The sequence below is a fragment of the Streptosporangium sp. NBC_01810 genome, assembly GCF_035917355.1.
Classification (GTDB): Bacteria; Actinomycetota; Actinomycetes; order Streptosporangiales; family Streptosporangiaceae; genus Streptosporangium.
The window spans coordinates 807,258-832,480 of sequence record NZ_CP109070.1 but is presented as its reverse complement, the minus strand read 5'-3'; the positions used below and the strand labels follow the sequence as shown (position 1 = coordinate 832,480).

Annotated in this window: 26 protein-coding genes, 1 pseudogene and 1 riboswitch; of the genes and pseudogenes, 11 read left to right on the top strand and 16 right to left on the bottom strand. The window is 69.7% G+C overall.

Features of this window, described 5'->3' with window-relative positions:
- Positions 1 to 119 precede the first annotated feature (119 nt).
- The 5 genes and pseudogenes from OIE13_RS03895 (at position 120) to OIE13_RS03875 (ending at position 4,410) form a co-directional block, all read left to right on the top strand.
- Positions 120 to 704 carry a TIGR03086 family metal-binding protein gene (locus tag OIE13_RS03895; RefSeq protein ID WP_326643086.1) on the top strand — a complete coding sequence of 195 codons (585 nt, stop codon included), beginning with the start codon at positions 120 to 122 and terminating at the stop codon, positions 702 to 704.
- Between the two features lie 594 nt (positions 705 to 1,298).
- Positions 1,299 to 1,895 (top strand): HD domain-containing protein, encoded by a 597-nt coding sequence (locus OIE13_RS03890; protein WP_326643088.1) that lies wholly within the window; start codon positions 1,299 to 1,301, stop codon positions 1,893 to 1,895.
- 76 nt (positions 1,896 to 1,971) lie between these two features.
- A complete protein-coding gene (locus tag OIE13_RS03885; protein WP_326643090.1) occupies positions 1,972 to 2,772 on the top strand; it encodes a DeoR/GlpR family DNA-binding transcription regulator in 801 nt (266 codons plus the stop codon).
- A 58-nt stretch (positions 2,773 to 2,830) separates the two neighbouring features.
- Positions 2,831 to 3,223: pseudogene (locus OIE13_RS03880) on the top strand (galactose-1-phosphate uridylyltransferase); the annotation flags it as partial.
- A 72-nt stretch (positions 3,224 to 3,295) separates the two neighbouring features.
- Positions 3,296 to 3,432, top strand: a riboswitch (cyclic di-AMP (ydaO/yuaA leader).
- Between the two features lie 3 nt (positions 3,433 to 3,435).
- Positions 3,436 to 4,410 (top strand): coiled-coil domain-containing protein, encoded by a 975-nt coding sequence (locus OIE13_RS03875; RefSeq protein WP_326643092.1) that lies wholly within the window; start codon positions 3,436 to 3,438, stop codon positions 4,408 to 4,410.
- Positions 4,411 to 4,570: 160 nt separating this feature from the next.
- Here the strand turns inward: OIE13_RS03875 and OIE13_RS03870 are convergent, their stop codons facing one another.
- From OIE13_RS03870 to OIE13_RS03835, 8 genes are all read right to left on the bottom strand, one after another.
- Positions 4,571 to 4,933, bottom strand: a complete 363-nt coding sequence (locus tag OIE13_RS03870; protein WP_326643094.1) for a nuclear transport factor 2 family protein — start codon at positions 4,931 to 4,933, stop codon at positions 4,571 to 4,573.
- Positions 4,934 to 5,149: 216 nt separating this feature from the next.
- On the bottom strand, positions 5,150 to 5,707 hold the full coding sequence (locus OIE13_RS03865; protein ID WP_326643095.1) for an OmpA family protein: 558 nt from the start codon (positions 5,705 to 5,707) through the stop codon (positions 5,150 to 5,152).
- Positions 5,691 to 6,275, bottom strand: coding sequence for a hypothetical protein (locus tag OIE13_RS03860; RefSeq protein WP_326829537.1), 585 nt, complete (start codon positions 6,273 to 6,275; stop codon positions 5,691 to 5,693). Before OIE13_RS03860 ends, OIE13_RS03865 begins: the two co-directional genes overlap by 17 nt.
- A 65-nt stretch (positions 6,276 to 6,340) precedes the next feature.
- Positions 6,341 to 7,609 carry an NB-ARC domain-containing protein gene (locus OIE13_RS03855; RefSeq protein WP_326829536.1) on the bottom strand — a complete coding sequence of 423 codons (1,269 nt, stop codon included), beginning with the start codon at positions 7,607 to 7,609 and terminating at the stop codon, positions 6,341 to 6,343.
- Positions 7,610 to 7,657: 48 nt separating this feature from the next.
- Entirely contained in the window at positions 7,658 to 8,644 is a 987-nt protein-coding gene (locus tag OIE13_RS03850) for an AfsR/SARP family transcriptional regulator (protein WP_326643097.1), read from the bottom strand.
- A complete protein-coding gene (locus OIE13_RS03845; RefSeq protein ID WP_326829535.1) occupies positions 8,536 to 9,315 on the bottom strand; it encodes a serine/threonine-protein kinase in 780 nt (259 codons plus the stop codon). Before OIE13_RS03845 ends, OIE13_RS03850 begins: the two co-directional genes overlap by 109 nt.
- 48 nt (positions 9,316 to 9,363) lie before the next feature.
- Positions 9,364 to 9,885, bottom strand: coding sequence for a MarR family winged helix-turn-helix transcriptional regulator (locus tag OIE13_RS03840; RefSeq protein WP_326643101.1), 522 nt, complete (start codon positions 9,883 to 9,885; stop codon positions 9,364 to 9,366).
- 54 nt (positions 9,886 to 9,939) lie between these two features.
- A complete protein-coding gene (locus OIE13_RS03835) occupies positions 9,940 to 11,247 on the bottom strand; it encodes a M50 family metallopeptidase (protein ID WP_326643103.1) in 1,308 nt (435 codons plus the stop codon).
- Between the two features lie 211 nt (positions 11,248 to 11,458).
- On the opposite strand from OIE13_RS03835, the gene OIE13_RS03830 reads away from it, so the two are divergent.
- A complete protein-coding gene (locus tag OIE13_RS03830) occupies positions 11,459 to 12,052 on the top strand; it encodes a response regulator transcription factor (protein WP_326643105.1) in 594 nt (197 codons plus the stop codon).
- A gap of 13 nt (positions 12,053 to 12,065) precedes the next feature.
- On the opposite strand, the gene OIE13_RS03825 is transcribed toward OIE13_RS03830, so the two are convergent.
- Positions 12,066 to 13,181, bottom strand: a complete 1,116-nt coding sequence (locus OIE13_RS03825; RefSeq protein WP_326643108.1) for a PP2C family protein-serine/threonine phosphatase — start codon at positions 13,179 to 13,181, stop codon at positions 12,066 to 12,068.
- 118 nt (positions 13,182 to 13,299) lie between these two features.
- On the opposite strand from OIE13_RS03825, the gene OIE13_RS03820 reads away from it, so the two are divergent.
- Both OIE13_RS03820 and OIE13_RS03815 read left to right on the top strand, forming a co-directional pair.
- Positions 13,300 to 14,529: a GNAT family N-acetyltransferase gene (locus OIE13_RS03820; protein ID WP_326829534.1), complete on the top strand. Its 1,230-nt coding sequence runs from the start codon at positions 13,300 to 13,302 to the stop codon at positions 14,527 to 14,529.
- Between the two features lie 182 nt (positions 14,530 to 14,711).
- Positions 14,712 to 14,858 carry a hypothetical protein gene (locus OIE13_RS03815; protein WP_326643111.1) on the top strand — a complete coding sequence of 49 codons (147 nt, stop codon included), beginning with the start codon at positions 14,712 to 14,714 and terminating at the stop codon, positions 14,856 to 14,858.
- Between the two features lie 3 nt (positions 14,859 to 14,861).
- Here the strand turns inward: OIE13_RS03815 and OIE13_RS03810 are convergent, their stop codons facing one another.
- The gene (locus OIE13_RS03810; protein WP_326643113.1) at positions 14,862 to 15,329 is read right to left on the bottom strand and encodes a ribose-5-phosphate isomerase; all 468 of its coding nucleotides are present in this window, start codon (positions 15,327 to 15,329) and stop codon (positions 14,862 to 14,864) included.
- 97 nt (positions 15,330 to 15,426) lie between these two features.
- Between OIE13_RS03810 and def the strand changes: the two genes are divergently transcribed.
- The gene (def, locus tag OIE13_RS03805; protein WP_326829533.1) at positions 15,427 to 15,915 is read left to right on the top strand and encodes a peptide deformylase; all 489 of its coding nucleotides are present in this window, start codon (positions 15,427 to 15,429) and stop codon (positions 15,913 to 15,915) included.
- A gap of 120 nt (positions 15,916 to 16,035) precedes the next feature.
- Here def and OIE13_RS03800 read toward each other — a convergent pair whose 3' ends face one another.
- Positions 16,036 to 17,445, bottom strand: a complete 1,410-nt coding sequence (locus tag OIE13_RS03800; protein WP_326643117.1) for an aldehyde dehydrogenase family protein — start codon at positions 17,443 to 17,445, stop codon at positions 16,036 to 16,038.
- Positions 17,446 to 17,706: 261 nt separating this feature from the next.
- Positions 17,707 to 18,327, bottom strand: a complete 621-nt coding sequence (locus tag OIE13_RS03795) for a mycothiol-dependent nitroreductase Rv2466c family protein (protein ID WP_326643119.1) — start codon at positions 18,325 to 18,327, stop codon at positions 17,707 to 17,709.
- A 220-nt stretch (positions 18,328 to 18,547) separates the two neighbouring features.
- Between OIE13_RS03795 and pepN the strand changes: the two genes are divergently transcribed.
- Both pepN and OIE13_RS03785 read left to right on the top strand, forming a co-directional pair.
- Positions 18,548 to 21,115 (top strand): aminopeptidase N, encoded by a 2,568-nt coding sequence (gene pepN / locus OIE13_RS03790; RefSeq protein ID WP_326829532.1) that lies wholly within the window; start codon positions 18,548 to 18,550, stop codon positions 21,113 to 21,115.
- Between the two features lie 260 nt (positions 21,116 to 21,375).
- On the top strand, positions 21,376 to 22,338 hold the full coding sequence (locus OIE13_RS03785) for a hypothetical protein (RefSeq protein WP_326643123.1): 963 nt from the start codon (positions 21,376 to 21,378) through the stop codon (positions 22,336 to 22,338).
- Between the two features lie 35 nt (positions 22,339 to 22,373).
- Here the strand turns inward: OIE13_RS03785 and OIE13_RS03780 are convergent, their stop codons facing one another.
- Genes OIE13_RS03780 through OIE13_RS03765 form a run of 4 tightly spaced genes read right to left on the bottom strand, consistent with a single transcriptional unit; the run spans position 22,374 to position 25,128 of the window.
- Positions 22,374 to 22,925 carry a hypothetical protein gene (locus tag OIE13_RS03780; protein ID WP_326829531.1) on the bottom strand — a complete coding sequence of 184 codons (552 nt, stop codon included), beginning with the start codon at positions 22,923 to 22,925 and terminating at the stop codon, positions 22,374 to 22,376.
- 45 nt (positions 22,926 to 22,970) lie between these two features.
- Complete coding sequence (locus OIE13_RS03775) at positions 22,971 to 23,333, bottom strand: DUF5130 family protein (RefSeq protein ID WP_326643127.1); 363 nt, start codon at positions 23,331 to 23,333, stop codon at positions 22,971 to 22,973.
- Positions 23,334 to 23,368: 35 nt separating this feature from the next.
- Positions 23,369 to 23,668: a hypothetical protein gene (locus OIE13_RS03770; RefSeq protein WP_326643129.1), complete on the bottom strand. Its 300-nt coding sequence runs from the start codon at positions 23,666 to 23,668 to the stop codon at positions 23,369 to 23,371.
- A 38-nt stretch (positions 23,669 to 23,706) separates the two neighbouring features.
- On the bottom strand, positions 23,707 to 25,128 hold the full coding sequence (locus tag OIE13_RS03765) for an amidase (protein ID WP_326643131.1): 1,422 nt from the start codon (positions 25,126 to 25,128) through the stop codon (positions 23,707 to 23,709).
- Between the last annotated feature and the right edge of the window lie 95 nt (positions 25,129 to 25,223).

The window sequence follows — 25,223 nt, the reverse complement described above, 5'->3', positions numbered from 1 at the left end:
GGTCGGATGCGCCCCGGACGGGCCGGTCCCGCCCATCGACGCGATGACTACTGGCGGTCCAGGGGTTACGGTCAAGATGAGAGCCGGGAGACAACCCAGGAGGGCATCGGGAGGGCATCATGACCATCGACATACCCGAGGCTTACCGTCGCGCGCTGGACGATTTCGGCGCTCTCGTCCACCGGATCGGCCCCGACCAGTGGGAGAACCCGACACCGTGTGTCGACTGGGACGTGCGTGCCCTCGTCAACCACGTGGTCGGCGAGAACCTGTGGGCACCCGAACTACTGGCCGGGCGGACAACCGCGGAGATCGGCGACGCCTTCGAGGGCGACCTGCTCGGCGACGACCCCATCAAGGCGTTCGACACCTCGGCCGTGCCCGCCCTCCAGGCGGCGGCCGGTCACCGGGTCCTCGACCGCATCGTCCACCTGCCCTTCGGCGACGTGCCCGGCAGGGAGTACATCACCGAACTGTTCGCCGACGCCCTCATCCACACATGGGACCTGGCCCGTGCCATCGGTGCCGACGAGCGGCTCGACCCGGAGTTGGTCACGGCCTGCGCCACCTGGTTCGCCGACGCGGGACCCGGCTACCGGCAGGCGTCGGCCACCGGAGAGCACCAGGTCGGAGAGCACCGGAAGGTGCCCTCCGACACCGACGCGCAGACCCGGCTGCTGGCCTCCTGGGGCCGCCGCGCCTGACCGTCCGTCCCCGTCCGCTCCCATCCGCGAGACCGGGATGGTCTCGTGCCCGGACCGAACGGCCGGCTGTACTGCCCTGAGAGATCAGGTACGCGGCTAGCCTCGTTTTCCGCACGTGCCGCGTCGTCGCAGGTCAGCAGCTATATATGATCCAGTGCAGCGGGTAATCACCCCAGGTCAATCGGGGTCACGTGCGGAATACAGGGCTAGCGAGCGGTCGGCCGCTTGCCGTGGTTGGCCTTGTGCTTCTTGCGGGCCTTGCCCTTACGCGATCTTCTGGCCATGCCGGCCACCCCTTCCTTCAGGTTCTTCCAGGTCCCGCAAGTGCCGGCCTCCGTGATTCCTGATCCGCGCGAGACGCGATGCCACCGATTCAGACCTTCACGTTCCTCCCACGACGCCCGGCGCACAAGGCCCGAACCACGATCCGCCCTGCTCCGGTGAGTGCGTTTCCCCAACCTTGACGATCCGCGCCTCCTGCGGGCGTGTCCGCCTTGAACCTGACGGGCGGAGTCGTGGGTCCTCCCTTTCGGCCAGGTTCCAGGCTCGTCGGCCAGGTTCCAGGCTCGTCGGCCAGGTTCTAGGCTCGCCCCCATGAGCGAGAAGCTGATGGCCCGCTGGCGGTCCCTGACCGGCCCCGAGGCCGAGCCCCTCGGCCGCGAACTGATCACTCGTTACGACGAGCCGCACCGCAGATATCACACCACCACCCATCTGGAGGCCGTGCTCGCCCACATCGACATCCTGGCCTCCCACGCCGAGCACCCGGACCTCGTACGGCTGGCGGCCTGGTTCCACGACGCCGTCTACGACCCGCGGCGTGGCGACAACGAGGAGCGGAGCGCCATCCTGGCCGAGCGCGCGCTGCCGGAGACGGGGCTGTCCCCTGAGGCGGTGGCCACGGTCACCCGGCTGGTCAGGCTGACCGTCACACATGCCCCCGCACCGGGCGACTCGGACGGGGCCGTGCTGTCCGACGCGGACCTGGCGATCCTGGGCGCGTCACCGGAGGCCTACGCCGCCTACGCGGCCGCCGTGCGTGAGGAGTACGCCTTCGTGCCTGACGACGCTTTCAGGTCCGGCAGGGCCGCGGTGCTGCGCTCGCTGCTCGACCTTCCGGTGATCTTCCACATCGCCGATCTGGAGGAGACGGCGAGAGCGAACATCATGGCGGAGCTTGAGCGGCTGTGAGCAGGCGACCACCACAATTCAACAGTACTCGCCGTGGTATTTTGGTGGAATCTGGTGAATTAAAGGGAGTGAGTCAATGCTCGCCCAGCAGCGGCAGCAGGCGATCCTGGAGAGGGTGCGGAGCAGGGGCGGAGTCAGGGTCGCCGATCTCGTCCGAGAGCTCGGGGTGTCCGACATGACGATCCGGCGCGACCTTGAGGTGCTCTCCGAGCGCGGACTGGTGGAGAAGGTCCACGGTGGCGCCACCGCCGCCGGACCCGGCTCGACCGAGGAACCGGGCTTCGCCGCCAAGTCTGCGCGCCGGCAGGCGGAGAAGGAGATGATCGCCCAGCAGGCCGCCCGGCTCGTTCGGCCCGCCACCGCCATCGCGCTCTCCGCGGGCACCACGACCTGGACGCTCGCCCACCACGTGGTCGACGTGCCCGAGCTGACCGTGATCACCAACTCGGTCCGAATCTCCGACGTCTTCCACCGCTCCCCCAAGGCCGACCGCACGGTCGTGCTCACCGGCGGGGTCCGCACCCCCTCCGACGCGCTGGTCGGCCCGGTCGCCGTCTCGGCGATCCGAGGACTCCATGTCGACACCCTCTTCCTCGGCGTGCACGGGATGAGCGCCCGCGCCGGGTTCACCACACCCAACCTGCTGGAGGCCGAGACCAACCGCGAGCTGATCGCCTCCGCGCACCGCCTGGTGGTGCTCGCCGACCACACCAAGTGGGGCACGGTCGGCATCAGCACGATCGCCGAGCTGGCCCAGGCCCACATCGTGATCACCGATTCCAGCCTGACCGAGGAGGCCCGCGAGGAACTCGCCGCCTCGGTGGGGGAGCTGATCATCACAGAGCCGCAGCTGGAGAGCGAGAACATCGGCCGATGAAGCGTACGATCACCCACCTGGCCGACGGCCGGGAGCTGTTCTACTTCGACCTCCGCGACGACGCCTGGCCTCGAACGAGCACTGGACGGCGTTCGTCCCGGCCGCGGCGCGCTGGCCGGTGGAGGTTCATCTCTACCCCCACCGGCAGGTCCCCGACCTGGTCGGGCTGGAGCCCGTGGAGCGCGCGGCGTTCGGACCGCTCTACACCGACGTGCTCCGCCGCCTCGACGGGCTGTTCGGCGTGCCCATGCCCTACATCGCGGCCTGGCACCAGGCGCCGGTCAACACCGGTCGTGACCTGTCGTACGCGCACATGGAGCTGTTCAGCATCCGTCGCGCGCCGGACAAGCTGAAATATCTCGCCGGCTCCGAGTCGGCCATGGGCGCCTTCGTGAACGACGTGCTGCCCGAGGAGGCAGCACACCTTCTGCGCTCTGCTGTCACGAATTAATCACTAATTGGTCTCGTCTTGAGGTCGCGCGACCTTGTGTTTACCACTACTATCCTTCCCACATCGGCTGCAACAGCCGATATGCCTAATCCCAGGCGCATCGCCCGGGAGCCGGGGAACCACCGCACCTGGGGTGAAACCACTTCGGTGGAAGGGCGTCCTCCAGCCCGAACCCGTCAGCTAACCCGGTAGGCGGAAGGAGAGGAGAGTTCGTGGCGGCTCCGTCCCCCACGTTCCGTCGGCATGCGACTCTGGTCCTCTGCCTGAGCCTGATCGCCGCGTTCACCCTCGGTGCCCCCACCGCGGGAAGCGCGGAGCCCAAGCCGACCGAGGCCAAGCTCCGTGCCGAGCTGGCCAAGATCAACAAGAAGGTGGACGGACTGATCGAGGCCTACGCGGCCAAGCGCGAGTCCCTCAAGAAAGCGCAGAAGGCCGAGACCGTCGCCAAGCAGAACCTGGCCAGGGCCTCCGATCTCTACGCCGAGGCGGAAAAGCAGGTCGACTCCATAGTTCAGCTCCGCTACCAGAGCAGCACCGGGGGCCTGCCCGCGCTGCTGTTCTCCGACGACATGGGCGGAACCGCGGTGATGGAGCAGCTCACCGCCCAGCAGAGCGCGCACCTGCAGGGCTTCGCCGAGAGCCTCGAACGCAGGAAGAGGGCAACCGAGACGACAGCCAGACTCACCGACGAAATCGGTGAGGAGGCCAGGGAGATGCAGACCCAGCGCGACGAGCTCGAAGATCTGATCAAGGACATCAAGAACAGGCTCGACCGGCTCGCCCCCGTCGGCTCCGGGCGCCGCTCCGACGGCAGCTGGGCCCCGCAACTCCCCACCGGCGCCGACAACATCACCGACCGGACCCGGATCATGCGTGAGGCCCTCAAGAGGCGTTTCAACCTCCCGTACGCCGTCGGTTGCTACCGGTCCGCGAACGACGGCGGCGAGCACCCCCTCGGCCGCGCCTGCGACTTCATGATGAGCGCCGGCGGCACGATGCCCACAGCCGCCAACATCCGGCTCGGCGACGAGATCTCCGCCTGGGCCATCAAGAACAAGTCCAAGCTCGGGGTGAAGTACGTGATCTGGCGCCAGCGCATCAACCACGGCTCCGGCTGGAGGGTCATGTCCAACCGCGGCGGCGTCACCGCCAACCACTACGACCACCCGCACATCTCGATGTACTAATGCCACGACGCGCTGACCTGCGATTTCTCGGGCACCTCCCCCTCCGCACCTCAGGGGCCAAAGGCTGACGAGACACGACCAGGCCGGGTGCTCCCACGCGAGGGAGCACCCGGGGCCGACAGACCTCGCCCTGCCTCCCGCGTGGCGCGAGGGAGCATACCTAGACCATGTAGACGGGTGCGAGGTCGACGAATATGCGGTAGTCCGAGATCAGACCGTCGTCGCGGGTGCGCCAGATCGATACGGCTACGACGCTGACATCCTTGCCGTCGAGCCGCCGGTAGGTCACCTCGGTCTCGGCGATGATGTCGGCGTCCACCTGCCAGTTTCTGACGATCCGGTGCCGCAGGCCGCCGATGGTGGAGAAGAACACCCGCAACCCGGCGGCGATGGCCTCGCGTCCCGTCGTCGGCTCGGCATTGCCGAACACCAACGTGGCGTCCTCGGCCAGCAACCGCACGAACTCGTCGGGGTCGAACGAGTCGACGGACTGGAAAACACGTCGCACCACATCGTCGGCCATGCCGATCCTTCCTCGCACAATCGGGATCACTGTTGGGGACGATACGGGGCGAAGGACGACGCGCAACTATCGCAAAGGTGGGAAAGATCTTCCGGACACGGGCCGGGAAGGAAACCACTTCGGGCGCGGCCTCTCCCGCCCCTTTGTTTGACATCCCGCGTCGAGCATGACGGAGCAGATCTCGGTGCGCCGGTGCGCCGGTGCGCCGGACCAGGATCACCGCTTGGCATTGAAGACGATCTCCACTCGCCGGTTCTTCGCCTGGTTCTCCTTCACCGGCCGCCCCTGAACGACGTTGGGCAGTTTGGGCCGCCGCTCGCCGAAGCCCATGGCCTGGAAGGTCACATGGGATACCTGCTGCCGAAGTGCCTGTTGTACGGCCCGCGCCCGCCGCAGTGACAGCGCGTCGTTGTAGGCGTCGGCTCCCTGGTCGTCGGTGTGCCCCTCGATCCTGACCACCCCGCCCGCGGACTCGGCCTGGATCCTCTCGGCGACCCGCCGCAGTCGCTGCCGTGCCTGCGGCGTCAGCACTGCCCGGTCAAGCGCGAACAGCACGTCGCTGGTGAGCGCCACGGTGACCTGCTCACCCCGCTTCGACTCGCTCTCGGCGCCGTCGAGCGACTCCACCTCGGCGATGATGTCCTCGACAGGGGCGACGATGTCCTCCACATCGGCCGCGGTGTCCTCCGGATCGGCCCACGCGACCACGGCCGGGGCCACCACCAGTGTGAACGTGAGCGCGAGGACCGCGAGACGCTCAGGAGATCGGGACATCGGTGAACACACCCAGCACCTTGAGGTCCAGATTGATCTTCGTGACGTCCGGTGGCGGAGCGGCGAACGTGGCGTGCAGCGGCAGCACCTCACCCGGCTCGGTGAACACGTCGTAGTCGGAGCACAGGCACTTGGCCCTGGGATACTTGCCCGTGCGCGCGACGGTGTACCGCTTGCCGTTGACCGGGTCGACCAGGCTGACCCCCGCCACGGTCAGGCCGAGGCCGCCCGGGGTGTCCCCCATGTCGCTGCTCATCTGCCAGCGCTCGTCGCCCTTGTTGGTGACCGTCCAGGTCAGCGTGGAGAGCCGGCCCTGCCGTTTGAGACCGGTGATCTGCACGGTCAGGTCGGCACCGCCGGCCTTGACCTCCCTACTGGCGATCACCTCGCCCTGCTCGGCGAGCTCACCGGACTCACCGGACTCACCGGACTCACCGGACTCACCGGACTCACCGGACTCACCGGACTCACCGGACTCACCGGACTCACCGGACTCACCGGACTCACCGGACTCACCGGACTCACCGGCGAGGCCACGCCTGTCACCGAGAGCGTCAAACTCTCCCATAGCACCTGTTATCGCATCAACTGCCCCATCTACCTCATCAAGGTCCAGAAGAGCCATGGCCAGGGTCAGCAGCGCCCGCGCCGCCCCCCGGCGGTCCGCGTGCTCGCGAAACGTCCCGAGCGCCTCCTCCGCGGCCCCGCGGGCGACATCGGGCGTCCCTCCACCATGGCCACCCTGGCCAGGACCACCAGTCCCGCGGCCTCGGGCAGCCGATCCCCCAGCCGCCTGAGCAGGCCGAGACCGCGTTCGGCCCGCTCACGCGCCTCGGCAGGCCGCCGCTGGTCCAGTCCCGCCTCCGCCGGCGGAAGCGCCCGCTGGAGGGCTCCGGCCGCCTCCACCGGACGGCCCTCCACCAGGTGCAGGTCCGCCGTGGACCGCAACAGCAGCGCCTCGCCGTGGCGGTGGCCCATACGCCTCGCGGCCCGCAGGCCGATCTCCGCGGCCGCACGCCAGTCCTCGCGGTGCGCGCCGAGCTCGAAGAAGGGCGTCAGGTAGAAGGCCAGTCGGCGGGCCGACTCCCTGAGCTGCGTGGTCGCAAGGACCATGGCCTGCTCCGCCGTATGGGCCAGGGTCTGACCCGAGCCCGGCTCGGCGGGCAGGAGCAGCGCCCTGGCCCGCCGGGTGCGGTCAAGGATCTCCCGGACGGCCACGGCGAGGACTCCTTTGGGGGCACCCTCCTCCTCAGCGAGGCGTTCAGCGGCATAAAGCCTGGTCAGATCGTGCCAGCCGTACCTCTCCCTGCCGGTCGCGTCGAGCCCGCGCACCTGCAACAGGCCCGCCTCGGCCAGCGCCTCCAGCAACCGATCGGCGGGCGCGCCGAGGAGCGCGGAGGCCGCCCACGGAGCGAAGTCGGGCGCGGACAGCGCGCCGAGGCGGCGCAACAGCAGGCGTTCCCGATCCGAGAGCGCGTGGTAACCGAGCGCCAGGCTGCTCCGTACGGCCAGATCGCCCGCGCTGAGCTCGTCGAGGCGGCCGCGCTCGTCCTCAAGTCGTCCCGCCAGGTGCTTCAGTGTCCAGTTCGGCCGCCGAGCCAGCCTGGACCCGGCGATCCTGAGCGCCAGCGGCAGCCCACCGCACAGTGCCGCGATCCGCGCCGCCGCCTGCGGCTCGGCCCGCACGCGCTGCTCGCCCACCACCCGGGCCAGCATCGCCACGGACTCGCCGGGATCGAACACCTCGAGCTCACAGGCGCGCGCCGCCTCCAGGCCGAGCAGCGGCGAGCGGCTGGTCACCAGCGTCAGGCAGCCGGGCCCGGTGGGCAGCAGCGGGTGCACCTGTGCCTCGTCGGCCGCGTCGTCCAGCACCACCACCAGCAGCCGCCGCCCGCCCACCATGCTGCGGTAGAGACGGACCCGCTCGGGCGGCTCGGCGGGTACGGCCCCCTAAGGGCAGCCGAGCGAGCGCAGCAGGTCCTCCAGCACCGCACCCGACGTCCTGGCCCTGAGCGAGGCGTAAAGCCGTCCGTCGGGGAAATCGAGCGCGCCAGCCGCGTGGATCGCCATCGCGGACTTGCCCGCTCCCGCCGGGCCGTGCAGCACCAGGTGGACAGGGGCGCTACCGACGGCCTGCACGGCCCCGCGGATCCAGTCCAGCACGCGCTCTCGCCCGGTGAAATCGACGACGTCCGGCGGCATCTCGTTCGGCACGGCTCTCGGAGGCGTACCTTTGGCCGGCACCCGCTCGTGCGCCTCCCGCAGCTCGGCACCGGGTTCCAGGCCGAGCTCGTCGAGCAGCAACCGCCGCGCCTCCTGGTAGGCGCTCAGCGCCTCCGGCCTGCGTCCCGCCTGGTCGAGCGCCAGCATGAGCTGCCCCCATACCCGCTCCCGCAGCGGATACGCGGCCACGAGCGCGCGCAGCTCCCCTGTCAACTCCGCGCCGCGGCCGAGCGCCAGGTCCAGCTCGACACGCTCTTCGAGCGCGGTCAGCCGCGCCTCCTCCAGTGGTACGGCATAGGCCCGCCGCAGCCGCCCCGAGTCGATACCGGCCAGCGCGGGTCCCCGCCAGAGCGCCAGGGCGGCACGCAGCTCGTCGGCCGCCTCGGCGGTCCGGCCCGCGTCCCTGGCCCGCCTGCCCGCGCGCACCAGGCGCTCGAACCTGTGCGCGTCCACCTGGTCGGGGTCGACGTCGAGGAGGTAGCCTCCGGGCACGGTCCGGATCCCGTCCACCACCTTGCGCAGCGCGCTCACGTACACCCGCAGCACCGGCTCGGCCGAAGCGGGCGGTTCCTCGCCCCACACCTCGGCGATCAACCGGTCGACGGTCAGCACCCGCCCTCGCCGCAGCAGCAGAGCGGCCAGCAGCGCGCGGTGCTTGGCGGGTCCGGGCGTGAGGTCACGGTCGCCCTCAAGGACCTGCAGCGGTCCCAGCACGCCGAACCGCACCGCTCAGCCCTTCGCCGGGCCGAGGTCGAACGAGCGGAACCCGACCTGGACGGGCTTGGCCGTGTCCGGTGCCGCGTAGACGCCGCTGGAGCTGACCACGATGCCCTCGGCGGGCTCGCCGGAGGCTCGCCGCGCACCTGCTCGGGGGCCATGAAGGCGGGCGTGCCCATGATCGTCTGGCTGGTCAGGCTCTGGTTGTCGACGAGCTGGGCGATACCGAAGTCGATCACGCGCGGGCCCAGCGGTGACAGCAGCACGTTCGACGGCTTGAGGTCGCGGTGGATCACCCCCGCCCCGTGAATGGCATGGAGAGCCGTGGCGATCCCGACCGCGAGCGCCTCCAGGTTGGCACCGGTCAGCGTCCCCTGCTCGCGTACGGCCTGCGCCAGGTCGGGTCCCTTCACGTACTCCGTGACGAGGTAGGCCACGCCTTTCTCGATCCCGGCGTCGAGCACGGGAGCGGTGCAGAACCTGGCCACGCTGCGCGCCGCCGTGACCTCGCGGTCGAAGCGCCGCCGGAAGGCCGGGTCCCGGGCCGGTTGCGGGTGGAGCACCTTCACCGCGGCCAGACCACCGGCCGGGGTGGTGGCGAGGTGCACCACGCCCATACCGCCCCGGCCCAGCTCACGCATGAGCTCGTATCCCCCGATCACCTTCACCGGAGTCACCTTACGAGCAAACAATTACATCCAGGACAAGCCATCCGTTCAGCCGGGGGCGGAGGTCTCCGCCAGCGTCTCGGCGATCACCCGGTCGAGGTTGGCCGGGTTCGCCGGACGGGCGATGGCGGCCTCGGCGAAACGGGCGAGGAACCGGGCGAAAGCCTCGCGGTCCTGCTCGTCCCAGTCGGCCATCAGGCTGTCCAGGTAGGTGCGCCGATGGCGGACCACCGCCTCCAGCACGCGACGGCCCCGCTCGCTCAGCACGAGCCGGGCCCGTCTGGCGTCCACAACCGACTCCTCGCGCTCCACGAACCCCGCGCCGATCGCGTCGTTGACCAGTCTGCTGGCGGTGGAGGGGTCGACGTCCAGTTGCTCGGCGACGGCCCCCACGGTCACCTCGGACACGTCCAGGCTCAGCTTGTGCACGGCGTGCACGACCATCACGTTCGACATGGGCACCGGCCGTTGCGACTCTTCGGCCTTGCGCGCGCGCAGCGGCCGCGACCAGATCCGGCGGAGCCGGAACAGGGCCACATCGATCACTGCTCCGGGCGTCCCCTCGTTCACGGCGCCACCCTAACTCCTGCGGGGGGCGGCCTGCGGCGCCCCGCCCGAAGACGATCAGCCGGACAGGCGGACCGGGTTGACCAGATCGGCGTACATCAGCAGGCCCGCCATGATGACCATCAGGAAGGCGATCGCGTACGTGAGCGGAAGCGCCTTGGCGATGTCGACGTGGCCGGGGGTGGGGCGGCGGGCGACGCGCGCGAAGCCGCGCTTGAGGCCCTCCCAGAGGCCACCGGCGATGTGGCCGCCGTCCAGCGGAAGCAGCGGGATCAGGTTGAACAGGCCGATCGCCAGGTTGAAGCCCGCCAGCAGGTTGATGAAGACGACGATCTTGTTCTCCAGCGGGATCGCGGAGGCGGCGATCTCACCGCCGATGCGGCTGACGCCGATGACGCCGATCGGGCCGTTCTTGTCACGCTCGTCACCGGAGAAGGCGGCGTGCCAGACGCCCACCATCTTCTCGGGGAGCTTGACCAGCGCGGAGGCGGTGGCCGAGGTGAGGTCTCCCATGTGCTCGGCCACGGCGCCGAAACCCTGCTGCTCTATGACGACCTTCGGACTGACCCCGAGGTATCCGACGCCCTTTTCGATCTTGCCGGGCTCGTCCAGCGACTCGCGGTCCTGGGCGATGAGATCGGCGTTGACGGTCAGCTCCTGCCCCCCACGCCTGATGCCGATCGCGGTCGGCCCCGCGCCGTGGTCTCGGATGGCCCGCGTCGCGGCGTCCCAGCTCGTGGCGGGCCTGCCGGCCACGGACACGATGACGTCCCCCGGCCTCAGCCCCGCCACGCTGGCCGGGCTGGGCTTGTCGGCCGCGGTGCACTCCCGGTTCTTGGCGTAGTCGGCGGCGGTCTTCACGCACTGCGGAATCGAGGCGATCTCGGTCTTCTGCACGGGGATGCCGAACCCCATGAGCACGACGCCGAACAGGATGAACGCCAGCACGAAGTTCATCGCCGGGCCGCCGGACATGATGATGACCTTCTGCCACCAGGGTTTGCGGTAGAACACCCGGTTCTCGTCGCCCGGTCGCACGTCTTCCAGCGCCACGTCACGCGCGTTCTCGATCAGGCCCTGCCACGGTCCGGTGGAGACCGAGCGCACCTTGCCGGGGGCATCGGTCGGCCTGGGCGGCAGCATGCCGATCATCCGGATGTAGCCGCCCAGCGGGAGCCACTTGATCCCGTACTCGGTTTCGCCCTTGCGTCGCGACCACATCGTCGGGCCGAAACCGACCATGTACTGGGTGACCTTGACGCCGAACAGCTTGGCCGGCACCAGGTGGCCGATCTCGTGCAGCCCGATCGACACCATCAGTCCCACGAGGAAGACGACGACCCCGACCACGGAGAGCCAGCTCACAGGTTCATACTCCCATCGCGGTTTCCCCGACAATGCCCCATAAGAGATTAGCCGAAGTATCCGGCCTGCACGCCTCCGTCGCGGCCACGTTCCCCATCAAGTCACTTGCCCACATTTTGGCGATCGACCACATTTTGTTGACATTCAGCAATCACGCGATCACTCTTTGATGAAGGTGAGGGCGAGAGATCGGAGCGTTTTGATCGGGATTTTGGTTGCCGAGCACCTCCCCCTGATACGGCGCGGGCTGGTGGCGTCGCTGGAGAGCGAGAGCGACATGAAGGTGGTGGCCGACGTGGCCGACGGTGAGGACGTCGTCCCCGCCGTCCTGCGACACGCACCCGAGACGGCGATCATCAACCTCGACCTGCCGGGGATCGACGGTTTCACCACCGCCCTCCGGCTGCACGAGGAGGCTCCCCGCTGCAGTGTCCTGCTGCTGTCCCGCGCCCCGAACCCGGGCCAGGTCCGCCGCGCCTTCGCCGTCCACGCGCTCGGTTTCATGAGCCTGGAGGTCGACCCCGGGCAGCTGGCCGACGGCGTCCGCCGGGTCGCGGCCGGCCGCCGCACGGTCGACTCCGAACTCGCGGTGGCGGCCCTGAGATCGGCGGACAACCCGCTGACCCGCCGGGAGCTCGACGTGCTCCGGCTGGTCGCGCGGGGCGCCAGGTCCAGCGAGATCGCCGACCGGCTGTTCCTCTCCGTGGGAACGGTCCGCAACCACCTGTCCCGGATCATGTGCAAGACCCAGGCGCGCAACCGTCTCGACGCGGTACGCATCGCCGACGACTTCGGATGGCTCTGACGCCTTCCGCGCCTCAAGGGCGCCAGATGAGGATGAGGGCGCAGTCGTCGTTGTGGCCCGCCGACATGGAGGCGACCAGGTTACGGGCACCGTCGCGGAACCCGGAGGGCACCAGGCGCTCGGCCTCCCCCAGCAGGCGGTCGAGGCCCGCGTCGATGTCGCGCCCCGGCTGCTCGATCAGGCCGTCGGTGTAGAGCATGAGCGCGTCCCCCTTGCGGAGCATCCCCTGGTCCGTCTCACAGTGCAGGTCGGGTACGACGCCGAGGACTACTCCCTTGGCCGTGGAGACCCGCCACGTTCCGGCGCCCGACTCGTACTTGACCGCCGGGGGGTGACCGGCCGAGGTGATGACGTACTCGCCCGTCACGAGGTTGAGCCGGAGGTGGACCGCGGTGACGAAGCCCTCGGCCTCGCGCTGGCGGTGCAGGTAGGTGTTGCAGGCGGGCAGGAAGGCGTCGACCGAGCCGAGCAGCCCGCCGAAGGTGCCCGACAGCAGCAGCGCCCGGGTACCCGCGTCGACGCCCTTGCCCGACACGTCGACCAGGGCGAGCTCCATCGTGTCACCCTCGCGGATGGAGACCAGGAAGTCGCCTCCGAAGGAGGATCCTCCGGCCTGCTTGAGCACCACCTTGGAGCCCCACTCCTTGGGCAGCGGGGGCAGGTCGCTCTGGCTCTTGAGGCGGTCGCGCAGCTCCAGCAGCATCGCGTCGCCGCGCAGGCCCTGCACGCCGAGCTTGCCCCGGGTGCGGGCCATCAGCGCGGCCAGCACGGCGGTGAAACCGAAGGTGACCAGCAGGCCGGGACCGATGTAGTCCACCCCGCGCACCACGGCCACGTAGATCAGCGAGGCCGCGACCGCGCACAGCAGCTTGACGAGGCTGTTCAGCCGGAGCTGGAGGCCCGCCATGAGGGTGATCGGGATCATGAGAGCCGGGGAGAACCACTCCATGGACACTTTCGCGGCCAGCACACCGATCAACAGGGTCAGCAGGATCAGGGTGATGAGCAGGTTCCGGTCGCGCGCCAGGGGGCCGCGGCGCAGTAGACGCACCATGGGAACGAGAAGCGGGATGCGGACCAGGAATGCACGGAGCGCCGGGGGGAGCAGCGGCACCGGACGGGAACTCATGATGCGCCTGACTGTATCTGGCTATCCCCCCTTTAGGCGGCCAACTTGACCAATGCCTTGATCACTAAGCGTGGATATTAGCTGGCCGGAACTGTTTGTCCCATCTACCGTGTGAAAAATGACTCTTAGCCTGCGTCCGATCACCGAAGCCGACTGGTCCGATTGGATGACCGTCGATGAGGAGGCGTTCGGCGCCCCCATCCCCCCGCACCGGGGGGAGCTGTACAGGGGCGTCACCGAGTTCGACCGCTCGCTCGGGGTGTTCGACGGCGATCTGCTCGTGGGCACCACGGCGGTGTGCAGTTTCACCATGACCGTACCCGGCGGCCCGATCCCGGTCGGCGGCGTCACCGCGGTCGGCGTGCTGCCCTCCCATCGCCGCCGGGGCGTCCTCTCCTCGCTGATGACCCGCCAGCTTTCCGACCTCCACGAGCGGGGTGAGGCGGTCGCCGCGCTCTACGCCTCCGAAGCCGCGATCTACGGGCGCTACGGCTACGGCAGGGCCGCGGACGGCCTGGTCTTCCGGATCCCCACGGCGAGGGCGGCCTTCACCCGGCACGCCCCCGTCGATCCGGGCCTGCGGTTGCGCGTCGTCAGGCCCGCGGACGCCAGGGCCACCTTCGAGAAGGTCCACGAGTCGGCGCTCGACGAGCGTCCGGGACTGTACGCCCGCACGCCCGCGCGCTGGGACTCGACGCTGACCGACCACGAGGCCGACCAGGGCGGCGCCGGACCGTTGCGCGCCGTGATCGTCGAGGACGACGCCGGTCCGCGGGGCTACGCGCTCTTCAGGATCAGGCAGAGCTGGACCGAGGACGACATCCCTGACGGCGAACTGCAGGTCAAGGAGCTGTTCGGTCTCGATCCCGCCGCCTATGCGCTGCTCTGGCGGCACGTCCTGGACCGCGACCTGGTCTCGCAGGTCACCGCCGGGAACCGTCCCTCGGACGACCCGCTGATCCACTTGCTGGCCGAACCCCGCATGCTTCACGCGCGCTGGCTGGACGAGCTGTGGATCCGCGTCGTGGACGTCGAGCGGGCCCTTCCGGCCCGCGGCTACTCCGCGCCGGTGGACGTGGTGATCGAGGTCGAGGACGACGTGTGCCGATGGAACGCGCGCCGCTGGCGGCTGACCGCCGACACCTCCGGCGCCCGCTGCCTGCCCTGCGACGACCCGGCCGACCTGGCGCTGCCCGTCTCCGTGCTGGGCGCGGCCTATCTGGGCGGGCGCCCGCTGGCGGCGCTGCGGGCGGCGGGGGCGGTACGCGAGTCGCGCGCCGGGGCCCTGCGGGAGCTGTCCACCGCGATGTCGTGGGATCCCGCCCCCTGGGGCGGCACGGTCTTCTGACCACGTCTTCTGAGCACGGCCGCAGCTGCCCGGCCCGCCGATCAGGTCGGGCCGGGCCGCGTACCCGGCCCGCCGATCAAGCCTGGCTGGATCAGACCGCGTCCGGATCAGGACGGCCCCGGAGTGGGCCCGCCCGGACGGGCCTGGCGGGCAGGACGGGCCTGGCGGGTTATGGTTGCGGCATGGCACTGCAGAGCTTGCAGATCACCGCGATCACCGCGATGCGGGCGCGAGACGTCTCGCGCCCGACACCCGAGCAGCAGGAGAGCGCGGACCGCCGTCCCCTGCGCGACGAGACGCCCCACAAGGAGCCCACGCGCAAGCGGTGAGGACTACGGCAGCGGCGGGAGCTGGCCGATGGTCTCGTACGAGGTGAGCTGTGCGATCCGGCGGTTGTGGCGCTCGGCCCCGGAGTACGAGGTGTTGAGGAAGACCTCGACGAACCGGGTCGCCTCCTCCTCCGTGTGCATCCGCGCGCCGACGCCGACGACGTTGGCGTTGTTGTGCTCGCGGGCGAGCCTGGCGGTCTCCTCGCTCCAGGCCAGGGCGGCGCGGACGCCGCGCACCTTGTTCGCCGCGATCTGCTCGCCGTTGCCCGAACCGCCGATGACGACCCCCAGGCTGCCCGGGTCCTCCACGACGCCCTGGGCCGCGCGCAGCACGAACGGCGGGTAGTCGTCCTCCGCGTCGTAGAAGGAGGGACCGCAGTCCACGACCTCGTGGCCGTGCTCCTTCAGCCAGGAGACGATGTGGTTTTTGAGCTCATAGCCGGCATGGTCGGCACCGATGTAGACGCGCACTCACACAGTTTCGCAGGTGTGCGCGGGCGGCTTCACTCGGCCCCGGCTAGAGTAACAGTCCCTATGCTCACACAACCCTTACAAGAGAGAACCTCACATGCGTGACATCCGAGTGGTCGGTGACCCCGTCCTGCGCACGCCCGCCGAGCCGATCACCGACTTCGACCGTGATCTGCGACGCATGATCGACGAGATGTTCGACGTGATGTACGCCGCGCAGGGCGTCGGCCTGGCAGGCCCGCAGATCGGCGTGTCGAAAAGGATCTTCGTCTACGACTGCAGCAACCGCAAGGGGCACGTGATCAACCCTGAGCTGACCGTGGACGACGACTCCGAGGTCCTCGACGAGGAGGGCTGCCTTTCCGTTCCCAGCCGCGAGACCGGCACCCCGCTCTACGCCAGAACGCCCCGGGCCGCCGGCGTGACGATAAGCGGCCTGGATCGGCTGGGGCGACCGATCCGGGTCAGTGCCCGCGGCCTGCTGGCACGCTGCTTCCAGCACGAGACCGACCACCTCGACGGCATGCTCTACGTGGACCGGCTGGCCAAGGACGCCGCCAGGAAGGTCCTGCTCCAGGCACCCTGATCCGGTGGGGCGGCACGTGGGTGCGTCCCCCCAGACCGGGGTGGCGTCCGGCACCTGCTCCAGGCACCCTGCCCCGGTGGGGCTGCCCGGGTCGGGTGCGGAGGTCCTCGCCCGACGCCCTCAGAGCTGGATTGCCTTGATCTCCAGATACTCCTCAAGGCCGAACTCACCCAGCTCGCGGCCGAGGCCCGACTGCTTGTAGCCGCCGAAGGGGGCTCGCGGATTGAACCGGCCACCGTTGATCGCCACCTGGCCGGTGCGCAGCCGTCGCGCGACCTCGATCGCGCGCTGCTCACCACCCGCCCACACCGCGCCGGCCAGGCCGTACCGCGTGCCGTTGGCGATGGCGACGGCCTCGTCCTCACCCCGGGTGTAGGGGATGATCGTGAGGACCGGGCCGAAGATCTCCTCCTGCTCGATCACCATCCCCGGCTCCACCCCGGCGAACACGGTGGGCTCGACGTAGAAACCGCGATCCATCGGCCGGTCGGTGCCTCCGGCGACCAGCCGTGCGCCCTCCTCCTGGCCCCGGTTGATGTAGCGGACCACCCGGTCACGCTGGGCCGCCGACACGAGCGGGCCGAGCCGGGTCGCCTCGTCGAAGGGGTCGCCGACCGTGTATCTCCGCGCGGCCTCGACAGCGAGCAGGACCGCCTCGTCGTACTGGTCCCGGTGGACGATCATGCGGGTCCAGGCGGAACAGGTCTGGCCGGAGTTGAGGAAGGCGTTGGCCACCGTCGCCTCGGTCGCCACCGGAAGATCGGCGTCCGGCAGGACCAGGCTGGCGGACTTGCCACCGAGCTCCAGGGCCACCCGCTTGATCGTCTCGGCCGCGAGCGAGGCGACCCGGCGCCCGGCCCCGGTGGAGCCGGTGAACGACACCATGTCCACCTCCGGGTGGGTGACCAGGGCCTCACCCACCACCGGGCCGTAGCCGCTGAGCATGTTGAAGACCCCGGCGGGCAACCCGACCTCGTCGAGGATCCCGGCGAGCGCGAAGGCCGCCAGCGGCGCCACCTCGCTGGGCTTCAGCACGACGGTGCAGCCCGCGGCGAGCGCGGCGCCCACCTTGCAGACGACCTGGTGGAGAGGGTAGTTCCAGGGGGTGATGGCGGCGACCACCCCGACCGGCTCCCTGAAGACGCGGGAGTTGCCGACCTGCCCGCCCTCGAAGTCGTAGGTCTCGGCCAGTTGGGCGTAGGAGGCCAGCACCCCGGCCGGCATCAGTGTCTGCACCCTCATCGCCACGCCGTACGGCGCGCCCATGTCCGTGGCGATGATCCTGGCTATCTGATCGGAGCGTTCTCGTATCAGCTCGGCGGCGGCGGCGAGGATCCGGCCTCGCTCGGCGGGGGGCGTCGTGGACCAGGAGGGGAAAGCCTCGCGTGCGGCGGCCACGGCGACCTCGACGTCGGCGGGCACCCCGGCGGGCACCCTGTCGATCAGCTCCTCGGTCGCCGGATTGATCACGTCGATGCTCTCGCCCGACGCGGAGGGCTGCCAGGCTCCGTTCAGATAAAGGTGACGCATGCCTCTCATCCTTGCGTGCGTGCCGTTCCTTCGCGAGGGCGCGGCGGGTGCGGCGAGCGGACGGAGATCACCGTTACCCGAGAGCTCAGTCGTGATTCCACTGGTCACGGCACCTGGTCTGACGTCTTCCGGCTCCCGGCCTACGGCGCAGGTGCGGCCTGACACACCCTGCCCTCCCCACCTTCCCTGCCCACCGCGGTCGCGCGCGGCGGGCGGGGAAGGCGGGGAAGGCAGGGAAGGCGGAGAGGATTGAGCCGCGGATCAGTCGAAGATCGGGCGCCGGTCCCTGGAGCGCTTGAGCTCGAAGAATCCGTCGGTGGCCGCGACCAGGCGTACCCCGTCCCAGAGCTTGCCGGCGTCCTCGCCCTTGGGCGCGGGCGAGATGACCGGGCCGAAGAAGGCGACGCCCTCGACCGAGATCACCGGGGTGCCGACCTCCTGGCCGACCCGCTCGATGCCGTCGTTGTGCGAGGCGCGCAGGGCCTCATCGAACTCCTCGGAGTCCATCGCGTCGGCGAACGCGCGGTCGAGCCCGGCGGCCTCCAGGGCCTCCTCGACGGTCTCGCGGAGCGTGTCAAGCTCCTTGGCCCTGCCCTGGTTGTGAAAGCGGGTGCCAAGCTCGGTGTAGAGGCGGCCCACCGTCTCGGAGTCGCACTTCTCCTGCACGGCGGTGACAACCCGGACCGGGCCGATGGCCAGAGCGATCATCTCGCGGTATCCGTCCGGGACCTCCTTGCCCTCGTTCAGCACGTTGAGGCTCATGATGTGCCAGCGCGGCTCGATCGGCCGCACCTTCTCCACTTCCAGCAGCCACCGAGAGGTCATCCACGCGAACGGGCAGAAGGGATCAAACCAGAGGTCAACGGGGGTTCGCTCAGTCATCTTCTCGGCTTCCTGGTCGTAAGGCTTCGTCGGTAGCGACAACTCGGACGGCAGAGTTCCCTATTCCAAGGGTGGATTAATACCTTGACATGCAGCTTTATCCTCAGATCTAGTGATCAACCCGCAGGCTGTTCCAACGCCGCGCGTCGTGGCCTTACGTGGCAGGATTCAGTCACCCCTTAGCAACGGAGCGGGGGGAAGTTGTGAAGAGGGAGCGGTAGTGGCAGGCAATCTGACCCGTGACGAGGCGCGCGAGCGCGCACGGCTGCTCAGCGTGCAGTCCTATGCGGTGGAGCTCGACCTGACCGAGGGTGAGGAGCGCTTCGAGAGCGTCACCACGGTCCGCTTCACCAGCACCCGCCCGGGTGCCGAGACATTCATCGACCTGGCCGGCGCGAAGGTGCGCAAGGCCGTCCTGAACGGCGTCGAACTGGACCCGAGCGGCTACGACCCGGAGACCGGGCGGCTGCCGCTGCCGGGTCTGGCCGAGAGCAACGAACTGCAGGTGGACGCCGACTGCTCCTACACCCGCACCGGCGAGGGCCTGCACCGCTTCGTCGATCCGGTCGACAAGAGTGTCTACCTGTACAGCCAGTTCGAGACCGCGGACGCGCACCGGATGTACGCCTGCTTCGACCAGCCCGACCTGAAGGCCACCTTCGAGCTGACCGTGCTCGCGCCGTCCCACTGGGAGGTCATCTCCAACGCGGCGCCCGACTCGGCTGAGGAGCTGGCGGAGTACCACGGCAAGCACGGCGCGCTCCAGGCGGCCAAGCGCTGGCACTTCCCGCCCACCCCGGTGATGTCGACCTACATCACCGCCCTGTGCGCCGGGCCGTACCACAAGGTGACCTCCGAGCACGACGGCATCCCGCTGGGCCTGTACTGCCGGGCCTCGCTCGCCGAACACCTCGACCCGGAGAACATCTTCGAGGTGACCCGGCAGGGCTTCGACTTCTTCCACGAGGTCTTCGACGTCCGCTACCCGTTCGGGAAGTACGACCAGCTCTTCGTCCCCGAGTTCAACGCCGGGGCGATGGAGAACGCGGGCTGCGTGACCTTCCTGGAGGACTACGTCTTCCGTTCGCGCGTCACCGACGCGATGATCGAGCGCCGCGCCGAGACGATCCTGCACGAGATGGCGCACATGTGGTTCGGTGACCTGGTCACCATGCGCTGGTGGGACGACCTGTGGCTGAACGAGTCGTTCGCCACCTACGCCTCGGTGCTCTGCCAGGCCGAGGCCACCCGCTGGGGCCAGGGCGCGTGGACGACCTTCGCCAACGTCGAGAAGTCCTGGGCCTACCGCCAGGACCAGCTGCCCTCGACCCACCCGATCGCCGCCGACATCGTCGACATGCACGCGGTCGAGGTCAACTTCGACGGGATCACCTACGCCAAGGGCGCCTCGGTCCTCAAGCAGCTCGTCGCCTACGTGGGGCTGGACAACTTCCTGGCCGGGGTCCGCGACTACTTCCGTGAGCACGCCTGGGGCAACACCACGCTCGCGGACCTGCTCGGCGCGCTGGAGCACACCTCGGGGCGCGACCTGTCCTCCTGGTCGAAGGAGTGGCTGGAGACCTCCTGGGTCAACACGCTGCGCCCGTCGTTCACCACCGACCCCGAGGGCCGTTTCAGCGATTTCGAGGTGCTCCAGGAGGCCCCTGCCGACTACCCGACGCTGCGCTCGCACCGCGTGGCCATCGGCCTGTACTCCCTGCGGGACGACGAACTGGTCCGCGTGAGGCGGGTCGAGCTGGACGTGGTCGGTGCGCGCACGGCGGTGGCCGAGCTGGTCGGCGAGGTCCAGCCGGATCTGATCTTGATCAACGATGACGATCTGACCTATGCCAAGGTCAGGCTCGACGAGCGGTCGCTGCAGACCGTGGTGAACGGCGGCATCGGCAAGTTCACCGAGTCCCTGCCCCGTGCACTGTGCTGGTCGGCCGCCTGGGACATGACCCGCGACGCCGAGATGTCCGCCCGCGACTACCTCGCCCTGGTCGTCTCCGGGGTCAAGTCGATCACCGACATCACGGTCACCCAGACCGTACTCCGCCAGACCCGCCTGGCCATCCAGCAGTACGCCGACCCCGCCTGGCGCGACCAGGGCATGGCCCGGCTGACCTCCGCGCTGCGCGACCTGGTCGTGGGCGCCGGGCCCGGCTCCGACCACCAGCTCGCCTACCTGAACGCACTGGCGGCCACGGCCACCTCCACCGAGGACCTGGCGTTCCTGAAGGGGCTGCTGGACGGTGAGACCGTGCTCGACGGCCTCACCGTCGACACCGACCTGCGTTGGACACTGACCGGCGCCCTGGTCTCCGGTGGCCTGCTCGGCGAGGAGGACATCGCTCAGGAGCTGCTGCGCGACGCCACCGCGGCGGGCGAGCGCTCCGCCGCGCTCTCCCGTGCCTCGATCCCGACGGCGCAGGGCAAGGTGAACGCCTGGACGGCGATCACCGAGGGCAAGCTGAGCGGCGCGCTGCTCCGCTCGACGATCGTCGGCTTCATGGATCCGCGCCATCCGGAGCTGCTGGAGCCGTACGTGGCGAAGTACTTCGAGGAGATCGGCAGGATCTGGAAGTCCTGGACCTCCGACAGCGCCCAGAACTTCGCCAACGGCTGCTACCCGGCTCTGGCCATCTTGCCCGAGACGGTTGCCAGGACCCAGGACTTCATCTCGTCCGACCAGCCGCCGCACGCCCTGCGGCGGCTGCTGCTCGAGGGCGCCGACGGTACCAGCCGCGCCCTGCGCGCCCAGGCCAAGGACGCCTCCGCGAGCTGACCCCCGCGGAGACCGGACGGATACCCCTCGCCGTGACGGCGAGGGGTATCCGTCCGGCACGCCTTCACGGGCCGCCGGGGCCACGCGGCCCTGAGCACCTCGAGGCGAACACTGGTAGAGATAGGTGTTAACCGCAAGAAACGCCCCGTGTCCGGCTCCGTATCGACAGCAGTCCCTTCATTCGCCGGTTGTCGAATCCTCGGTGGGTGTGGAGGCCCCGGGCACCGGCCCCGGGAAGAAAGTCAAGAGAGGGTAATCCCGTGGAATCGGCACGTGATCTGCTCATCTCCCTGGCCAGGAGGTATGCCTTCGGTGATGTCGGAGCCCTCGCCTCCGGTGTCGTGGCGGACGCGGGCGACATCGAAGCGGCCTGCGAGTTCGGCCAGCGACTGCTCTCGCTCGACGCTGAGGACTTCGCCGCCGAGGCACGGACCGTACCGAGCGACCTGCGGCGGCGGGCTCGGGCCTGCACCATGCCGCAGACGCCCCGCGAGCAGCCACGTGGCGCGCTGGAGTCGCTGCGTCCCGCGTACGAGCTGCTGCTGGAGGTCATAGCGGTCAGGTGGCACCGTCGCGAGCTGAGCCCCATGGTCGCCGCCGTCCACATCGCCAGCGAGTATCTCCCGCTGCTCGCCTTCGAGCCGGTGCTCGGCAACGCCGGTGATCCGGCGCGCTGGCCGGAGGGCCTGACCGCGCCGGGCAGCAGGTTCGGGGTGATCGGCGAGCGCGAGTGCGACCACACGAAGGCCGAGCAGTCGGCGGCCAACCGGACACTGCGCGTGGCGGGAGAGCCCGCCGAAGGGTGGCGTGCCTACTTCGACCGCCAGCACAGCCAGGTCGCCGGGGCGTTGGCCACCTGCGTGGCCGACTGCCGCACCCCCTGCACCGCGATGGACTGGGTACGAGCGGACCGCCGCGACGACCTCGCCCTGCGTGCCGGCGTGGCACTGGCCTTCGCCGAGACCCCGCTGGTTCGGCTGCGCCACGCCGCTCCGGTGGGCCACGGGTTCGGTGTGCCCTCTCCTGAGGAGGTCACCGAGGCCTGGGAGCGCAGCCGGACCATCCTGGCCAAGAACGACGTGGGCGCTGAGGCGTCCGGTGACGACGGCTTCCCCCTGCCGGGGTTACCGGCCCTGTTCTCCGCCGTCGCGAGCGCCCCGGTGGCGCCCTCGACGCTGCTGACGGACATCAGCAACCATCTGGTGAGGCTTCTCCAGCCCTGAATCGGCCCTGAATCGGCTCTGATGGCGGGGCCGGATCAGAGTAGCCGGCTGACGAACACCGACAGCGCGCAACACGTGATGGAGATCAGCATCAGCCAGACGCCCCGCCGGATGTAGCGCCGCTTGGCGTCTCCGACGGCGCTGAGCCTCCTGATCTCCAGGACGAGCAGATCGACCCTGTCGCCGGACCTCGGTCCCGGCCGTACCTGGCCGACGAACCCCCCGGGATAGAAACGGCGTCTCTCCAGCGTCCTGCCCGCCAGCCCCGCGATACGGTGGTAGAGGGCTCCGACGAGCATGAGGATCCCCATCAGCCAGAAGAACATGCCGGCCCACCAGAGCCATTCGATCTTGCTGGACAGCTCGCCGGGTCTCCAGTACCCGTTCAGCAGCCCGACGACGACGGCACCGGCGGCCGCGCCGGTCGTGACCAGCAGGATGACCGCCGTCTCATCCTCCCTGCGGACCCTCGCCCGGGCATCGGCGAATGCCTCCTGGACGTAGCCGATGATCACATCGGGCTCCCGCGCCGCCGTGGACCTCTCAGCAGAGCGACCCAGCAGCGCATCCCACCTGATCCTCAGCACGAGCCCGATTATCCGGGAAAATCAGCTTCGCTCAGCGCGAACGGATCATCCGCGCCGCGACGCCCGGTCCGCCAGCAGCAGGACTCCGGTGACCAGCCCGCCCACCAGATCGCCCAGGCCGAGGATCGCGGCCATCGACATCGCGGTCGCGCGGCACTCGGCGTCGGGCAGCCAGGCCCTGGCCCGCGAACCGGTGACGATCTCCAGTGCCCTCCCCCGATGGTCCACGAAGACGAGCACCGCCCTGTCGGCCTCCTCTCCCAGCGCGGCGTGCAGCCGCTCGGAGAAGTGACGGCGCGGGCCGATCGCCGGCCCGAGGTAGGCGGCGAAGCGCAGCCCGGTGAGCCGCTCCGCCGTGCGCAGGGCCCCGCGGATGTCGTCTCCCTGTGTCGAGGTCAGGGTCAGCATCTCCGTACCTCGCCTTCACCGGCTCTCGCCGGGCTTCACCAGGCCGCCGACGCTCCGCCGGTGTGCCGTCCAGGCTCGGCGGTCTCCGCGAGCGAGACCCAGTCCGCCTCTGGCGCCGGAGGCAGGCTCGGACGCCGCTCCGTCAGCACGAGAACGGTGTCGGTGATCCCGCGCTCGCTGCCGAACGGCCCCCCCAGCCAGATCGCACCCGCCGACGTGCTCCTCGCCGCCCTGTCGCGCATCCTGCCGGGCATCGTCACCAGCAGGACGATGAGCAGGAACAGGCTGCCGGAGACCCCGATGAGAAAGCCCAGGACCTCGATCGCGCTGTCCATGTCTCAAAAGTAACCCCAGGTCGGCGGCCCGTCGAGGACTACCAGACGGCGGGTCTGCGCTCACCCCAGAAACCCCCGCGTACGGCCTCGATCTGCGACGACACGGAGATCAGGGTGCCCTCGTCGCCGAACCTGCCGGCCAGCATCACGCCGATCGGGAGGCCGTCCGCGCTCCAGTGCAGCGGCAGGTTGACCGCGGGCTGACCGCTGACGTTGTAGATGGCCGGGAAGGCGGCGAACCGCTTCATCCGCTCGAAGGTCTCCTCGGGATCGTCGACGTCCTCGAACCAGCCCACGGGCCTGGGCGGTTGCGTCACGGTCGGGGTGAGCACCGCGTCATAGGGGTCGGTCGCCAGCAGGCCGAACCGGGTGGCGAGTTGCAGCGCCGACTGGGCCTGCAGGAAGTCGGGGGCCGGGGTGGCGAAGCCGCGCTCGCGCAGCCAGGCGGTCAGCGGCCGGAGCCTGTCCTGCTTGGTCGGATCGACCGGATGCATGCAGGAGAACGCGTACCAGAGCGTCACGAACTGCGGCACCAGGTCCGGCCCGAACGGCGGGGCGATGTCGACCACCTCGTGTCCGAGCGCCGCCAGCTCCGCCGAGGCGTGCTCGTAGGCGTCGAGCACCTCGGGGTCCACGACGACACCGGGAACCAGCGGCTCGGCGTAGCGGGCGATCCGCAGGCGGCCGGGGTCGCGGCCCACGTACGCGCTGAAGGAGCCGAGTCCGGGCGGCGGCGCGTGGTAGAGGTCGCCGGGGTTGTGGTGGGCCATCACGTCGAGCAGCGCGGCGGCGTCGGCGACGGTCCTGGCGATCGGGCCGTTGGTCGACAGGCCGGCCAGGTCTGGAATTATCGGCGCGAAGCTGATCCGGCCCCGGGAGGGCTTGATACCGAACAGCCCGCAGACCGAGGCGGGGATGCGGATCGACCCGGCACCGTCGCTGCCCTGCGCGGCGGGGGCCAGGCCCGCGGCGACCGCGGCCGCCGCGCCGCCGCTGGACCCTCCCGCCGACCGGGAGGGGTCCCATGGGGTGCGGCTGGGCGCCGAGACGGAGGTCTCGGTGTAGCACGGCAGCCCGAACTCGGGTGTCGCGGTCTTGCCGAGCATGATCGTCCCAGCGTCCCTGAGCCGCTCGACCACGCTGTCGTCCACCGGCGCGACGAAGTCCTCGTAGGTGGCCGAGCCGAAGTGGATCGGCACGCCCTTGACGAGGTTGAGGTCCTTGATCGGGATCGGCACTCCGGCCAGGGGAGAGGGGTCGTCTCCGGCGAGCACCCTCGCCTCGACCTTGTGCGCCTGTTCCAGGGCGAGTTCGGGGGTCACGGTTACGTACGCGCCGATCTGGGAGTCCAGGCGGGCGATCCGGTCGAGGTAGTGCTCGGTGATCTCGACGGGCGAGATCTCCCTGCGCCGCACGGCTGCCGCCTGCTCCAGGGCGTTAAGGTCGTGAATGTGAGCCACGCCCCGCACAGTAGGCGCAGAGCGCGCGGTTATCCAGAGTGGAAGCCCGTAGATACCCGGTTCATAGCAGTGTCAAGCGGGTGACGGTGGTCACA

Coding starts and splice junctions, on each gene's coding strand:
- OIE13_RS03775 (WP_326643127.1), bottom strand. CDS start 23,333: ATGCTGACCCTGACCTCGACACAGGGAGACGACATCCGCGGGGCCCTG.
- OIE13_RS03860 (WP_326829537.1), bottom strand. CDS start 6,275: ATGGGAGAGTTTGACGCTCTCGGTGACAGGCGTGGCCTCGCCGGTGAG.
- OIE13_RS03865 (WP_326643095.1), bottom strand. CDS start 5,707: ATGTCCCGATCTCCTGAGCGTCTCGCGGTCCTCGCGCTCACGTTCACA.
- OIE13_RS03890 (WP_326643088.1), top strand. CDS start 1,299: ATGAGCGAGAAGCTGATGGCCCGCTGGCGGTCCCTGACCGGCCCCGAG.
- OIE13_RS03795 (WP_326643119.1), bottom strand. CDS start 18,327: ATGACTGAGCGAACCCCCGTTGACCTCTGGTTTGATCCCTTCTGCCCG.
- OIE13_RS03820 (WP_326829534.1), top strand. CDS start 13,300: ATGACTCTTAGCCTGCGTCCGATCACCGAAGCCGACTGGTCCGATTGG.
- OIE13_RS03895 (WP_326643086.1), top strand. CDS start 120: ATGACCATCGACATACCCGAGGCTTACCGTCGCGCGCTGGACGATTTC.
- OIE13_RS03825 (WP_326643108.1), bottom strand. CDS start 13,181: ATGAGTTCCCGTCCGGTGCCGCTGCTCCCCCCGGCGCTCCGTGCATTC.
- OIE13_RS03770 (WP_326643129.1), bottom strand. CDS start 23,668: ATGGACAGCGCGATCGAGGTCCTGGGCTTTCTCATCGGGGTCTCCGGC.
- OIE13_RS03870 (WP_326643094.1), bottom strand. CDS start 4,933: ATGGCCGACGATGTGGTGCGACGTGTTTTCCAGTCCGTCGACTCGTTC.
- OIE13_RS03800 (WP_326643117.1), bottom strand. CDS start 17,445: ATGCGTCACCTTTATCTGAACGGAGCCTGGCAGCCCTCCGCGTCGGGC.
- OIE13_RS03855 (WP_326829536.1), bottom strand. CDS start 7,609: ATGGTGGGCGGGCGGCGGCTGCTGGTGGTGGTGCTGGACGACGCGGCC.
- def (WP_326829533.1), top strand. CDS start 15,427: ATGCGTGACATCCGAGTGGTCGGTGACCCCGTCCTGCGCACGCCCGCC.
- OIE13_RS03885 (WP_326643090.1), top strand. CDS start 1,972: ATGCTCGCCCAGCAGCGGCAGCAGGCGATCCTGGAGAGGGTGCGGAGC.
- OIE13_RS03815 (WP_326643111.1), top strand. CDS start 14,712: ATGGCACTGCAGAGCTTGCAGATCACCGCGATCACCGCGATGCGGGCG.